The organism is Alphaproteobacteria bacterium (assembly GCA_017308135.1).
Taxonomy (GTDB): Bacteria; Pseudomonadota; Alphaproteobacteria; order CACIAM-22H2; family CACIAM-22H2; genus Tagaea.
The window spans coordinates 642,025-654,976 of the sequence record JAFKFM010000009.1; the positions used below are offsets into that span (position 1 = coordinate 642,025).

General features: G+C 63.5%; 14 protein-coding genes. 3 read left to right on the plus strand and 11 right to left on the minus strand.

Features of this window, described 5'->3' with window-relative positions; genetic code table 11:
* From J0H39_16415 to J0H39_16430, 4 genes are all read right to left on the minus strand, one after another.
* Positions 1–732: a proteasome-type protease gene (locus J0H39_16415; GenBank protein MBN9498340.1), complete on the minus strand. Its 732-nt coding sequence runs from the start codon at positions 730–732 to the stop codon at positions 1–3.
* A gap of 24 nt (positions 733–756) precedes the next feature.
* Entirely contained in the window at positions 757–1,704 is a 948-nt protein-coding gene (locus J0H39_16420; GenBank protein MBN9498341.1) for an alpha-E domain-containing protein, read from the minus strand.
* A gap of 8 nt (positions 1,705–1,712) precedes the next feature.
* Positions 1,713–3,113, minus strand: coding sequence for a circularly permuted type 2 ATP-grasp protein (locus tag J0H39_16425; GenBank protein MBN9498342.1), 1,401 nt, complete (start codon positions 3,111–3,113; stop codon positions 1,713–1,715).
* A 160-nt stretch (positions 3,114–3,273) separates the two neighbouring features.
* Positions 3,274–3,831 (minus strand): cysteine hydrolase, encoded by a 558-nt coding sequence (locus J0H39_16430; protein ID MBN9498343.1) that lies wholly within the window; start codon positions 3,829–3,831, stop codon positions 3,274–3,276.
* A gap of 72 nt (positions 3,832–3,903) precedes the next feature.
* On the opposite strand from J0H39_16430, the gene J0H39_16435 reads away from it, so the two are divergent.
* The gene (locus J0H39_16435) at positions 3,904–5,013 is read left to right on the plus strand and encodes a metal-dependent hydrolase (GenBank protein ID MBN9498344.1); all 1,110 of its coding nucleotides are present in this window, start codon (positions 3,904–3,906) and stop codon (positions 5,011–5,013) included.
* 86 nt (positions 5,014–5,099) lie between these two features.
* On the plus strand, positions 5,100–5,759 hold the full coding sequence (locus tag J0H39_16440) for a hypothetical protein (GenBank protein ID MBN9498345.1): 660 nt from the start codon (positions 5,100–5,102) through the stop codon (positions 5,757–5,759).
* Positions 5,760–5,830: 71 nt separating this feature from the next.
* Here the strand turns inward: J0H39_16440 and J0H39_16445 are convergent, their stop codons facing one another.
* The 3 genes from J0H39_16445 to J0H39_16455 form a co-directional block, all read right to left on the minus strand.
* A complete protein-coding gene (locus tag J0H39_16445; protein MBN9498346.1) occupies positions 5,831–6,244 on the minus strand; it encodes a DUF3574 domain-containing protein in 414 nt (137 codons plus the stop codon).
* Positions 6,245–6,249: 5 nt separating this feature from the next.
* Positions 6,250–7,008: an SDR family oxidoreductase gene (locus J0H39_16450; GenBank protein ID MBN9498347.1), complete on the minus strand. Its 759-nt coding sequence runs from the start codon at positions 7,006–7,008 to the stop codon at positions 6,250–6,252.
* A gap of 70 nt (positions 7,009–7,078) precedes the next feature.
* A complete protein-coding gene (locus tag J0H39_16455) occupies positions 7,079–8,236 on the minus strand; it encodes an aminotransferase (GenBank protein MBN9498348.1) in 1,158 nt (385 codons plus the stop codon).
* A gap of 114 nt (positions 8,237–8,350) precedes the next feature.
* Between J0H39_16455 and J0H39_16460 the strand changes: the two genes are divergently transcribed.
* Positions 8,351–9,874 (plus strand): amidohydrolase, encoded by a 1,524-nt coding sequence (locus tag J0H39_16460; GenBank protein ID MBN9498349.1) that lies wholly within the window; start codon positions 8,351–8,353, stop codon positions 9,872–9,874.
* Positions 9,875–9,877: 3 nt separating this feature from the next.
* Here the strand turns inward: J0H39_16460 and J0H39_16465 are convergent, their stop codons facing one another.
* From J0H39_16465 to J0H39_16480, 4 genes are read right to left on the minus strand one after another with little or no spacing between them, the layout of a single operon-like run.
* The gene (locus J0H39_16465; protein MBN9498350.1) at positions 9,878–10,558 is read right to left on the minus strand and encodes an alternative oxidase; all 681 of its coding nucleotides are present in this window, start codon (positions 10,556–10,558) and stop codon (positions 9,878–9,880) included.
* Positions 10,555–10,983, minus strand: coding sequence for a group III truncated hemoglobin (locus J0H39_16470; protein MBN9498351.1), 429 nt, complete (start codon positions 10,981–10,983; stop codon positions 10,555–10,557). The genes J0H39_16465 and J0H39_16470 overlap by 4 nt, the downstream gene beginning before the upstream one ends.
* 9 nt (positions 10,984–10,992) lie before the next feature.
* On the minus strand, positions 10,993–11,463 hold the full coding sequence (locus J0H39_16475; protein ID MBN9498352.1) for a gamma-glutamylcyclotransferase: 471 nt from the start codon (positions 11,461–11,463) through the stop codon (positions 10,993–10,995).
* Complete coding sequence (locus tag J0H39_16480) at positions 11,460–12,935, minus strand: amidohydrolase family protein (GenBank protein MBN9498353.1); 1,476 nt, start codon at positions 12,933–12,935, stop codon at positions 11,460–11,462. Before J0H39_16480 ends, J0H39_16475 begins: the two co-directional genes overlap by 4 nt.
* Between the last annotated feature and the right edge of the window lie 17 nt (positions 12,936–12,952).

Here is a 12,952-nt window from a genome sequence, read left to right on the forward strand (position 1 = left end):
TCAAACTTTCCAGTCGGGATCGGGCACGGTCTGGAAGACCGAGCGAAGGCCTTCCGACCAGCGCCGGCGGATGTCGGAGAAATAGAGATCGGTTTCGTCGAGGCGCTTCTTGACCGCGAGCTTGCATTCGTCGCGGCGCAGAATGACGATATCGATCGGCAACCCGACGGACACGTTGGAGCGCAGCGTCGAATCCATCGAGATCAACGCGCATTTTGCCGCTTCGTTCAACGAGGTGCGGCCCGACACGACGCGGTCGAGGATCGGCTTGCCGTATTTGGTTTCGCCGATCTGGAAATAGGGCGTTTCGACCGTCGCCTCGATGAAATTGCCGGCGGAGTAGATGTGAAAGAGGCGCAAGCGCCGCCCCTTGATCTGCCCGCCCAGGATCATCGAGATGTTGAACTCGGCCCCCTGCTCCTTCAGCCGCTCGGCGTCGAGATCGTAGACCTCGCGCACCGCGCGGCCGGCGAGGCGTGCGGCTTCGAACATCGACGGCACGTTCAAGATCGTCTCGGTCTTGTCCGGCCCCATGCCTTCGGTCAGCAACGTGACGACCGATTGCGCGATGGCGAGATTGCCCGCCGTCAGCAGCACCATGCAGCGCTCGCCCGGCGCTTCCCAGACATGCATCTTGCGGAAGGTGGCGACGTGATCGACGCCCGCATTGGTGCGCGAATCCGCGCACAGGACGAGTCCGTCTTCGAGAAGCAGGCCGACGCCGTAGGTCATGTCATCGCACTCCGGTTCGCGCGGTCAATACGGCAAACCGAAGTCCTCGGCAATCGCCTTTCCGATCGCCATGTTGGAATCGACGATATCGGTCAGGAACTCGTGCAGGCCGAATTCGAAAACCTCGTCGATTTTGGCGAAACGGATACGGTCGTGGATCGTGTGGGCCAAACCGGCCGAGCGGTAGTTGCGTCCGAATTGCTCGCGCACTTCGTCGAGCAAGCCGGTCAATTCGCCCAGCGACGCCGCGACCGAACGCGGCATGTCGGCGCGCAGGATCAGCAATTCGGCCACGCGGCGCGGCTTGATCACGTCGCGATAGACGCGCCGATAGGCCTGAAACGCCGAGACCGAGCGCAGCAACGCGCCCCATTGATAGTAATCGACCGCACCGCCCACGTCGCGCGCCGTCGGCAGCAGCACGTGGTACTTCACGTCGAGCAGACGCGCGGTCGAATCCCCGCGCTCCAAGAACGTGCCGATACGCGCGAAGCGATAGGCCGCATCGCGCGGCATCGTGCCGTAGGTGACGCCGCGGAACAGATGGCTGCGTTCCTTCACCCAATCGAAGAAGGCGCGCGTCCCCATCGCTTCGAGTTTGTCGTAATCGAGATTGCGGATTTCGAGCCACGTCGCGTTCAGCGATTCCCACATCTCGGTCGTGATCTGGGTGCGCATCGCGCGGGCGTTTTCGCGCGCCGCCCCCAGCGAATTGCGGATCGAGGACGGGTTGGCGGGATCGAGGGCGAGATATTCGACCACGTTGCGCGCGTCGGTCGGACGGCCGGTTTCCTTGAACGGGCCTTCGCAGCCCGCCACGACCAAGGCCGGGCCCCATTGCATATGTTCGGAATCGCCGTCGGTCGACGACAGCGACATGCGATACGACACGTCCAGGATGCGCGCCATATTCTCGGCGCGCTCCATATAACGGGCCATCCAGTAAAGCTGGTCGGCGGCGCGGGACAACATCGCCATGATCAGCCCTCCAAAACCCAAGTGTCTTTGGTGCCGCCGCCTTGGCTGGAATTGACGACCAGCGAGCCTTTGCGCAAGGCGACGCGCGTCAACCCGCCGGGCACCAGCTTCACGTCCTTGCCGACCAGCAGATAAGGCCGCAGGTCGAGATGGCGCGGCGCCACCCCTTCCTCGACGAAGGTCGGGCAGGTCGACAGCGCCAAAGTCGGCTGGGCGATATAAAGCTCGGGCTTGGCGATGATGCGCTGGCGGAAGGCTTCGATTTCCGCCGCCGTCGATTTGGGTCCGACCAGCATGCCGTAGCCGCCCGAGCCGTGGGTTTCCTTGACCACGAGTTCGGGCAGATGTTCGAGCGTGTATTTGAGATCGTCGGGCTTGCGCAACGAATAGGTCGGCACGTTGGCGAGCTTGGGCTCCTCGCCCAAATAGAAGCGCACCATATCGGGCACGTAAGGATAGACCGCCTTGTCGTCGGCGACACCCGTGCCCACGGCATTCGCCAGCGTGACGTTGCCTTTGCGATAGGCTTCGAACAGCCCCTTCACGCCCAACGCCGAATCCGGCCGGAACGCGGCGGGATCGAGGAACGCGTCGTCCAAGCGGCGATAGATCACGTCCACGCGCCGCGGGCCGGCAACCGTGCGCATATAGACGTAGTCGTTCTCGACGAACATGTCCTGGCCTTCGACAAGCTCGACGCCCATCTGCTCGGCCAAGAAGACGTGCTCGAAATAGGCGGAGTTGTAGGCGCCGGGCGTCATCATCACGACGGTCGGCTCGTCCTTGTCGGCGGCGCTGTGCGGCGGCAAGGAGCGCAGCGATTTGAGCAGTTCGTCCGGATAATGGCCCACGGGCTGCACGCGGTTGCGCGCGAACAGCTCCGGGAACAGGCGCATCATCGCTTCGCGGTTTTCGAGCATGTACGACACGCCCGACGGCGTGCGCACATTGTCCTCCAGCACGTAGAACTGGTCGGCCGAGACGCGGACCACATCGATCCCGGCGATGTGGGTATAGATGCGGCCCGGCACTTCGACGCCGATCATCTCCGGCCGGTATTGCTCGTTGCCGTCGATCAGTTCCGCGGGGATTTTCCCGGCGCGCACGATCTCGCGCCCGTGATAGACGTCGTAAAGAAAAGCGTTCAACGCCTTCACGCGCTGGACGAGGCCTTCGGACAGCGCATCCCATTCGGGGGCGGTCAGCACGCGCGGAATCACATCGAACGGGATCAAGCGCTCGGTGTCCCCGCCCTCGCCATAGACCGCGAACGTAATGCCCAAGCGGCGGAACAGAACGTCCGCCTCGTGGCGCTTGCGGGCCAGCAATTCGGGCGGCGTGTTTTCGAGCCATTGCGCGAGGCGCGCATAGGCGGCACGGACCGTGCCATCGGGCGCGCGCATTTCGTCGAAGGCAACCGGCGCGCCAGGGGATGCTGCGTTCACGCGAAATCTCCCAAACCCGGCAGGAACATGCCCTACTTCTCCCAAAACTGGGGGTAGGCGATGCAACCCGCAGGCCAGAGATTGCCCGTGCCGGCCCGGCTTGGCAACTGGGCCGGAATCAGAGTTCCGCCAGGATTTCGGCCGAATTCACGACCCGCGCATATTCGCCCGACAGATTGGCGAGCGACAACGCGTGAACATCCGCCGCCGGGATCACACGCCCGTCGAGCAGCCGCCTATCGAAGGTGAAACACCCGTCGGCGACGATCCATGCGTCGAAGCCGAGATTGCCCGCCATGCGCAACGTCGCCTCGACCGAATTGCTGGTCGACACACCGGCGAACACGACCGGGGCCGCCTTCGCATCGCGCAGGACGCGCTCCAATTTCGTGCCGATGAACGCCGAATTCGTCGATTTGGCGATCACGGTTTCGCCCGCCAGCGGCATCGCCTCGGGTTTGAACGCGTGGCTCGGCCGGTCGGGGCGATAGCCGGAATCGGGTTCGACGGAATCGTGGCGGACATGGATCAACGGCAATCCGCGTTTACGCCACGCCGCCAGCAATTGCGCCACCACCGCCTCCGCCCCCGGATTGCAGCGCTTGCCCCAATAGGGCAAATCGACCGCCTGTTGCATGTCGATAATGATAAGGGTCGCGGTGGCGGGTAACGTCATGTCGGGTTCCGCTTGATCCGGGTGCGGGAAACCCTATCTAACGGGACCGGTACGGCAACGAAAGTCCCCCCATTGGATTCCCTCTCCCAACTCGTTCTCGGCGCCTCGGTCGGTTATGCGGTCGCGGGCAAGCGCCTGGGCCGTGTGGCGATCGCCGCCGGCGCCCTGGCCGGCACGATCCCCGATCTGGACAGTTTCTTTCCCGTCGCCGACGAGTTCCAATCCTGGGTCCGCCATCGCGGCGTCAGCCATTCCTTCCTGTTCGCCGCCTTTGCCGGGCCCGCCTTGGGCTGGGCCGCGTGGCGCTGGTGCCGCCAGAACAAGCCCTTCACCCCGGCGGGCGAGGAAGACGCGATCTGGGCCTGGATCGGCTTGTTCACGCTGGGCATCGGCACGCATCCCCTGCTCGACTGGTTCACGATCTACGGCACGCAGTTGCTCGCCCCCTTCAGCGACACGCGGTTCTTCGTCTCGGGTCTCGGCATCATCGATCCCGGTTACACCGTGCCATTGCTGATCGGCATGATCGCGGCGTTGATCGCACCGCGCGCGGTCGCGGCGCGCGTGCTGATCCTTGCGGGCTTGGCCCTCAGCACCGTCTATCTGTTCTACGGGCTCGCGCAGAACAAAGCCGTCGAAACGATGGCGCGCAACCAATTGCGCGCCGAGAACGTCGTCGCCGCCGATCTGCGCGTCTACACCACGATCTTCCAGCCTTGGCTGCGGCGCATCGTGGTCGACGATCCCGACGGGGCGCGCGTGGGATTCGCCTCGCCCTTGCAGAAAGGCGCCATCGCCTGGGCGTGCTTCAAGCGGATCGACGATCCCGCGATCGCGCCGGTGCTCGCAACACGCGAAGGCAAAATCCTCGCGTGGTTTTCGGACGGCATGCTCTGGCCGAGCGTCGAACCGCAAACGGATGGCGGCAAGATCGTGCGGATCACCGACCGGCGCTATGGCGTGCCGGGCGACACGATCAATGGCTGGTGGGGTTTGGAAGCGCGAGTCGACGCAAGCAACCGCGTCGTCGGCACGATCGAGCGCATCCAGCTTCCACGCGATACGTCGCGGGTAAACGAGTTGTTCGTCGCCGGGATCGGCAAGCCGACCGAGATTTTCCCGCAAGCCCGCAATGCCGCCGATGCGGCGCAAAACTGCGCCGTCGGTCGACTCAATAAATAGAAGTTCTTATTTTCGTGCACCGCCTAGACTACTAGGTCAAGACGGGATACTATCTATAAAATAAATTATTTATAAGAGGCGCAAACATGGCTTTGTCCCGTCGCGCGTTGATCGCCTCGTTGCCTAGCATTGCGATCGCGACCAGCGCAAAAGCTTATGAAAACTGCTATCCGCAGTTCGTACAAGGCATTGGACCGACAACTATCTGCGATGTCGGAATCGATTTGGGCAAGCTCGCAGAAGCGGAAGACCCTCAATTTGCATCCCAATGGTGCTGGGCGGCTTCGGTTTCGAATATCTTCGATTTATATGGGTTCGAAGTCAGCCAGGCGACAATCGTACAAACAGTCTACGGCCAGCTCGTTAACTTGCCCGCTTTCGATACGACAACGATCTCTCGTCTTCTCTCGCGGGACTGGAACGACGAAAGTGGGAAATCATTTCGCTGTCGTATCAGAGGAATATTCGACGCATATTCCGGCGCATCGACGCTCGACAATCGCCGAATCATCAGCGCACTTCGAAGTGAACGTCCATTGCTGTTTTGCAATAGATCTCATGCAATGGTGTTGACGGCCATGACATACACGCAGACCCCGATGGGACCATTTGTGCTCAACGTTGGATTTTTCGATCCATGGCCGGGGAGAGGCCTTCGAGGCCCCGACCATCCCTTAGAAGCGCACCCGGTCCATTCGGGCGGGCATATGACGTATCTTGCTTTACCGGAAATTACACCCCTCTAATCTTTTGTGACGATCCATTTTCACTCATGCAGCGCAAAGCTGCGCTTCGCAGCGTCCATAAACGTGGGCAGCTAGAACGCGAAACAGACCGCGCGTTCGGCGCGCAACACCGAGTCTTGCGCGAAGCGCCGCTTATAGTCGGCGATGACGCGCTCGACTTTCGGGGCGGCTTGGCGCGCATCGGGCACGATCACGCTGACCATAGCGCTGCGTTCCGAAATCGTACGGCTCTGGCGCGTCGAGAACCACGTCCCGCTGGCGTCGAAGGTGGTCGAGCCATCCGGGAATTCGCGGATTAGAACCTGATCGACGAACTCGCGCCATTGCGCGTCGGTTACTTCGCGCCCGCCCGGAACGCCGCGCCCGAAATAGAGATCGATCGCCGAGCCCGACGAAAGGCCCGGCGGGCAGGACGGCGCGTTCGCGCAAGCCGCCAGAAAAAGGGCGGCGAGCGGAACGACGATCCGCAGCGCCGCCCGTTTCATCGCGCTTAGCCGCGGCCCACGAAGGGCATCTTCGTGGCCATGACGTTCATGAACAGGATATTCGCGTCGAGCGGCAGCGAGGCCATATGCACGATCGAGTTGGCGACGTTGCTTACGTCCATGCGCGGCTCGTGCATCATCGTGCCGTTGGCTTGCGGCACGCCCGGCCCTTCGACCATGCGCGTGGTCATTTCCGTCGCCGCGTTGCCGATATCGATCTGACCGCAAGCGATGTCGTAGCGCCGCCCGTCGAGCGCGATCGACCGCGTGAGGCCCGAGATCGCGTGTTTCGTCGCCGTATAAGGGGCCGAATGGGGGCGCGGCGCGTAGGCGGAGATCGAACCGTTATTGACGATGCGCCCGCCGCGCGGGTCTTGCGCCTTCATGATGCGGATCGCCGATTGGGCGCACAGGAACGAGCCGGTCAAATTCGCGTCGACCACGGTCTTCCATTGTTCGAACGTCAGATCTTCCATCGGAATGGCGGGGGCGCCCGTGCCGGCATTGTTGAACAGGAAATCCAGACGGCCCCATTTCGCTTTCACCGCACCGAACGCGGCTTCGACCTGGGCGGGATTGCCGACATCGGCGGCCAAAGCGATGGCCTCGCCGCCCGCCGCCTTGATTTCGGCGACCGCGGCTTCGAGCTTGTCGGCGCGGCGCGCGAGCAACCCGACCTTGTAGCCCGCTTTGGCGAGCGCGATAGCGCTGGCTTTGCCGATTCCGCTGGAAGCACCGGTGACGATCGCGACTTTCACGGCCATGGAGGTTTCCTCTTGTCTTTATTTGGTTCGCGGAAGATTTGTCCCGCAACCGCCGCGCGCTTGCAAGCGATTACACCGCGAGTTTGGGCGCCCAGGCCGCGAGGCGTTCCACGGCGGCGTCAAGCGTTTCGTATTTCTTGGCGAAGCAGAAGCGGATCGCCGAACGCATGCCGCCATCGGCGTAGAAGGCCGAGACCGGAATCGCCGCGACGCGCGCTTCCTTCACCAAGCGGCGGCAGAATTCCTGATCGTCCGTCAGGCCCAGCGGCGCCAAATCGACATTGATGAAATAGGTGCCTTCGCACGCGAGCGTCTTGAACCCCGCCCCCGCCAAACCCCTCGCCAGATGGTCGCGACTGGCCTGAAGATCGGCACGCATCGCGTCGAAATGCGCGGCGTCCTTCCCCAGGCCATAGGCGACGGCCGATTGCAGATTGGGCGGCGTGGTGAAGGTCAGGAATTGATGCGCCTTCATCAGCACCTTCAAAATGTCGGGCGCCGCGACGCTGAACCCGACTTTCCAGCCGGTCAGCGAGAAGATTTTCCCGGCCGAGCCGATCTTGACGCTGCGGTTACGCAAGCCCGGGATCGCAAGCACGGACGTATGTTTGCGGCCGTCGAAGACGACATGCTCCCACACCTCGTCGGCCACGACGATCGCGTTGGTGCCCTCGATCGCCTTGGCGATCAGTTCCAATTCCGCCGTGCCGTAGACGGTCGCCGACGGGTTCAATGGATTGTTGAACAGCACGACACGCGTTTTCGGCCCGATCGCGGCGGCGAGATCGGCGGCGGTGAAGCGCCATTCGGGCGGGGCGAGCTTGACGAATTTCGGCACCCCGCCCGCGCGCAACACTAGCGGCAGGTAGGCGTCGTAATACGGTTCGAACAGCACGACCTCGTCGCCCGGCGTAATCAACGCCATCAAGGCGCCTGCGATCGCTTCGGTCGCCCCCGACGTCACCATCACTTCGGCCAGCGGATCGATGTCGAGGCCCTGATGCGCCTTGTAATGCGCCGCGACCGCTTGGCGCAGCTCAGGCATACCGGGCATCGGCGGATACTGGTTCCAGCCGTCGATCACCGCCTCGGCGGCTTTGCGGCGCACGTCCTCGGGGCCCGGATCGTCGGGGAATCCCTGGCCGAGATTGACCGCGTCATGCGCGCGCGCGAGGGCGGACATCTCCTCGAAAATCGTGGTCGGCAATCCGGCGAAAATCGGGTTCATGGCCCGGTGTTTCTATCCCGCGACGCTTTCGGGGTTCAAGGGCGCAAAACTCAGCCCGGCATGTAATTTGCCTCAATACCTGGCGTATTTGGCTACGCACAAGGTGCCGCTCGAATGATCCGTCCAATCCTGATCCGCAACGCCGTCGTCGTTCCCGATGCGCATACCGCGCCGTTGCGCGGCGGCGATATTCTGGTGCGCGAGGGCCGGATCGCGGCGATCAGCAAGAACCTTTCCGTATCGGCGGATGCGGAGATCATCGACGGCACGCGGCTGATCGCGATCCCCGGCTTCGTCAACGCGCATATGCATTCCAACGAAGCCTTCGAACAGGGCGCTTACGACAATCTGCCGCTGGAGCCGTGGCTGACCATGTCGTATCCGCCCTTCGGCTTTCCCGAATTGTCCGAGCGCGCGCATTACTTGCGCGGCATGCTCTGCGCGCTGGAATCGATCCGCTCCGGCGTCACCACGTTGCAGGACGATCTGATCCATCCCTCGGCCACGCCCGAAGGCTTGGACGGCACGATCGCCGCCTATCGCGATATCGGCCTTCGCGCGCGCGTGACGGTCAGCATGTGGAACGCGCCGATGGAATACGGCATCCCGTTCTACGACGAAATCGTGCCGGCGGAACTGCGCGCGCGCATTGCCGCATCGCCGCTGTCGAGCGACGAAGCGCTGCTCGCCCTGTTCGAACGGCATTACGCGAGATGGCACGGGCACGACGACGGGCGGCTTGGCCTTGCCTTAGGGCCTTGCGCGCCGCAGCGTTGCAGCCCCGAATTGCTGCAAACGTTGAACCGCATCGCGGCCGAACGCGATCTCGCGATGCATATGCATGTGCTGGAAACCAAGACCCAGGCGATCACCGGCCAAGTGCTGTTCGGTAAGACGCTGGTCCGGCATTTGGCCGATCTGGGCTTGCTGACCGAACGCCTGACGATGAACCATGCGATCTGGCTGACCGCGGACGATATCGCGCGCATGGGGGCCGCCGGCTGCTCGGTCACGCATAATCCGCTGAGCAATCTCAAACTCGGCAGCGGTGTGTGCCCGGTGCGTGCCTTGCGCCTCGCGGGCGTCAATGTCGCGGTCGCGACCGACGGCATGGCGACCAGCGACACCGCCGATCAGGTGGAGGCGTTGCGCCTCGCCGCCATGCTGCACAAGATCGAAAGCTTCGATACGTCGACCTGGCTCGGCGCGAAGGAATCCTTCGAAATGTCGACCGAGAGCGGTGCCAAATCCTGCCGCATCGGCGATATCGGGCGTCTCGCGCCCGGTATGCGCGCCGATATCGCGCTGCTCGACGCGGATCATCTCGGCTTCCAGCCGCTGCACGATCCGATCCGGCAGCTGTGCTTCTCGGTCAATTCCGAAGCGGTGCGCGACGTGCTGATCGACGGCGAATTCGTCATGCGCGACCGGCGCATGACCAAGATCGACGAGACCGCGATCCGCGCCGAAATCGCGGCGGAAGCCGAACGCTTCCGCGTCGAAGCCCTGCCGAAAATGGCCGAAGGTGCCGCAATCTTGCGGCCCTATATCGACGCGATCCACGCCCGCGCGACGGCACTGGCGTTGAATCCGGGGCACGACGTGTTGCGCGTCCCCCGGATCGGGAATTTCGGCTGAGGCTCAGCGCAGTTCGGCACGTTCCGGATACGGCGAATGGTCATTCGGATCGACGCTTTGCCCGCCCAACTCCGCCGCGAATCCGTGATTGACGTCGCGATGATGCGCTTCGTCGGCGCGCACGATCAGCACCACGTCGCGCAAGGTCGCATCATCGGCCATCTTCCAATAACGCTTGGCGATCTCGGGAGCCGGCACGTTCGCGGACCGGCCTTCGTCGATCTCGCGCAGATAATGGGTGTAGGAGGTCACGGCCTCCTCCTCGAAATAGCCGACCAGGCGATGCGCGGTCTTCGGATGGATCAGATAAAGCGCCGAGAAGCCGAGATAGAACACCCATTGCACCAGGATGACGACCAGACGCTCGAAGAAGGTCGGCTTGGCAATCGCGATGAAGGTCATCAGATGCATACGCTCGTTCTCCGCCTCCTCCATCAGGATGCGGATCCAGCCCTTGTCGTCCTCCATCCGACGCAGACAGCGCAGATGGGTAAGCGTCGCGCCGACCATGCCGGGCACGGCGGCGACCGTTTCCAGCACGATCGCGCGATGGCCGTAGCGCTTGGCGAAGAACGTGTCGGCGCAAAAGCGCAGCAACTTGGTGACGGCAAGCGCGAAGCGATCCGAAAAGCCGCGCACGGGATGATGGCGCGCGGGATCGATGGCGGAGGCGACGGCGGTCATCGGGTTTCTCCTATGGGGGTGGAGACGGGGATCAGGGGGCGCAAGCCGGTGACGGGATCGCGGAACAACGCGAGGCTCATGCTTTCCGCGATGCGCGCGGCCTTGAAGCGGAATGCGGCGGCCGCTTGCGGCGCCATCGTCGCTTCGGTCGCTTCCCACCACAATTTCAGCCAGCGTTCGAGATGCGCGGGCGTGAGTTTGTCGCGCAGCTGGAAATGCGCGAACATCATGCCGCCCTTGTAGCGGCTGTTGCCGAACATCACGCCGCGCCAGAACTCGCCCAGCTTGTCGAAATGCGCCGGCCAATCCTCGACCGCCGCGTCGAACACGGGGCCGAGCAATTCGTCCCGGCGCGCTTTGCCGTAAAAATTTTCGACCAGCGTCTTGATCGATTCGTCGCTGATCAGCGTTTCGAGATTTTCCATGCCGCCATCCTAACGTTGCGCATCGGCGACGGATATGGATTCGAGGGCGGCGAAATACGATGGCGGCAATAGGTCGCGCCCGGCGAGCAAATGCGCGAGATAGCTGGAATGCGGTTTCAGTCCCGCGACAGGCGGGGCGAGCGCCACGTAAGTGATTGCTTCGACCGGACCTTGTGCCGCGATCACGGTAACGGTACGGCGCGCGTAATGCATATCCGCAACGCCTTCATGGATATCGAGCACCTCGAGCCCGCCTTCGCCCAGCTCGTTCAACGTGCCGTGTACGATACCCTTACGATCCGGGCGGATATTCGCGACACCCGCGCCGTCGTATTTCGCCCAGGGCTTGTCGAACGCCAAGCGCCAGCCGTCGAGCCGTGCGGCGATACGGCTGCCCCAGCGAATGCCCTTCTCCGCCATGCGGGCTTCGAACAACCGCGCGGGGTCCATGTTGGACCCGTAGGCGAAATAGAGAATCACGCTTTCGCCGCCGCCGCGATCGGCGCCTGATGCGGGCCCAAATAGGCCGCGCGGTCGTAGCGATCTTCCCAGAAGCTTTCCGGCGTTTCGGTCAAGGCGCGAAGCCCCGTGCGATCGAGCATCGCTTGCGCTTCGCGTTTCGCCGCCGCGACGATTGCCTTCTCGTCGACGCGCGTCAGCTTGCGGCCTTCCATCACGATCTCGCCATCGACGACGACCGTATCGACATCCTGCCCCGTCGCCGCGTAATGCAGCTGGAATAGCGGCATCGTCGCGGGCGCCAAATGCGGCTTGTCCATGTCGACCAGAATGAAATCGGCGCGCTTGCCGATTTCCAGCGTGCCGCGATCGGCAAGGCCGAAAAACGCGGCCGGATCGCTGGTCGTCATATGCAATAGGCGGCCGGGCGGCAGCACATGCGGATCGCGGCGCATCGCGCGATGATACTGCCCGCCCATGCGCATCACGCGGAACATATCCGCCCCGCAATCGGGTGCGAGCCCGTCCGAACACATGATGACGCGCCCGCCCGCTTCCAGAATGTCGGGCACCGGGCAGCGGCCCCAAACGGCACTGCCCGACAACGGATTATTGGCGACCGTCGCGCCCGTCTCGGCGACGAGGCGCACTTCCGCCGGCGTGATGTCCAGCGCATGCGACAGCAGCGTGCGCGCATCGACGATGCCGAGTTCGCGCACGGCGAATTCCACCGTGCCGCCGCGCTGGCCGTCCATCATCAGCACGGCGTCGTGATCCTTCGCCAGACGCTTCATCCGCCGCGCGACATCGCAGAGTTCGGCGAAGTGAGGGCCGCGATGGATTTCGGGATTGACCGTCGGGGTGGTCAGCGCCACGCCGATGCGCGACGACGGCAACTCGCGCAGCAAGCGCCGGCACGTCTCGTGCTGCGTTTCGAAATCGACTTGGAATTCTTCGCGCACGCCGTTCACGTAGCGCGCATAGGTTTTGGGATAAGGCGGGCGCGTGGGCCCGATGCCCAAAATCAACCGCCCGCCAGCCTCGCCGTACGCCGCCGTATAAGCGGTCGGCACATCGACGCCGTCGGAGCGGTTGTTCTCGTCCCCGCCGCCCAGATACGCGACGGCCGTGGTCACACCCGCCTTCAAGCGTTCGATCGACGACAGCCGCGCTTCGGCCGCCCAGAATTCGGGCGTGGCGCCGAGCATATAGATGTCGCGGCACGCCTGACGCCAGACCGGGAAATCGTCGCCGCCCAGCGTCCGCACCAGGCCGTGACCCGCATGCGAATGCCCGTCGACGAAGCCCGGCATCAGCACGAAATTCCCGCCGCCGATGCGCCGCTTCGGGTTGGGGAAGTGCCGCTCGATTTCCGCGCGCGGACCCAAAGCGACGATGGCGCCGTTGTCGACGGCAAGCGCACCGTCCTCGATCGTGCGATGCGCGGCATCCATCGTGACGAGCAGACGGGCGGTAACAAGAAGATCGGTCATTTGGCGGCTCCCGGCGA

Bases quoted from the DNA above. Each gene is read 5' to 3' on its own strand.
- J0H39_16440 (MBN9498345.1), top strand. From the start codon at position 5,100: ATGGCTTTGTCCCGTCGCGCGTTGATCGCCTCGTTGCCTAGCATTGCG.
- J0H39_16450 (MBN9498347.1), bottom strand. From the start codon at position 7,008: ATGGCCGTGAAAGTCGCGATCGTCACCGGTGCTTCCAGCGGAATCGGC.
- J0H39_16470 (MBN9498351.1), bottom strand. From the start codon at position 10,983: ATGGAAAATCTCGAAACGCTGATCAGCGACGAATCGATCAAGACGCTG.
- J0H39_16460 (MBN9498349.1), top strand. From the start codon at position 8,351: ATGATCCGTCCAATCCTGATCCGCAACGCCGTCGTCGTTCCCGATGCG.
- J0H39_16420 (MBN9498341.1), bottom strand. From the start codon at position 1,704: ATGTTGTCCCGCGCCGCCGACCAGCTTTACTGGATGGCCCGTTATATG.
- J0H39_16465 (MBN9498350.1), bottom strand. From the start codon at position 10,558: ATGACCGCCGTCGCCTCCGCCATCGATCCCGCGCGCCATCATCCCGTG.
- J0H39_16455 (MBN9498348.1), bottom strand. From the start codon at position 8,236: ATGAACCCGATTTTCGCCGGATTGCCGACCACGATTTTCGAGGAGATG.
- J0H39_16480 (MBN9498353.1), bottom strand. From the start codon at position 12,935: ATGACCGATCTTCTTGTTACCGCCCGTCTGCTCGTCACGATGGATGCC.
- J0H39_16445 (MBN9498346.1), bottom strand. From the start codon at position 6,244: ATGAAACGGGCGGCGCTGCGGATCGTCGTTCCGCTCGCCGCCCTTTTT.
- J0H39_16415 (MBN9498340.1), bottom strand. From the start codon at position 732: ATGACCTACGGCGTCGGCCTGCTTCTCGAAGACGGACTCGTCCTGTGC.
- J0H39_16430 (MBN9498343.1), bottom strand. From the start codon at position 3,831: ATGACGTTACCCGCCACCGCGACCCTTATCATTATCGACATGCAACAG.
- J0H39_16425 (MBN9498342.1), bottom strand. From the start codon at position 3,113: ATGCGCGCGCCCGATGGCACGGTCCGTGCCGCCTATGCGCGCCTCGCG.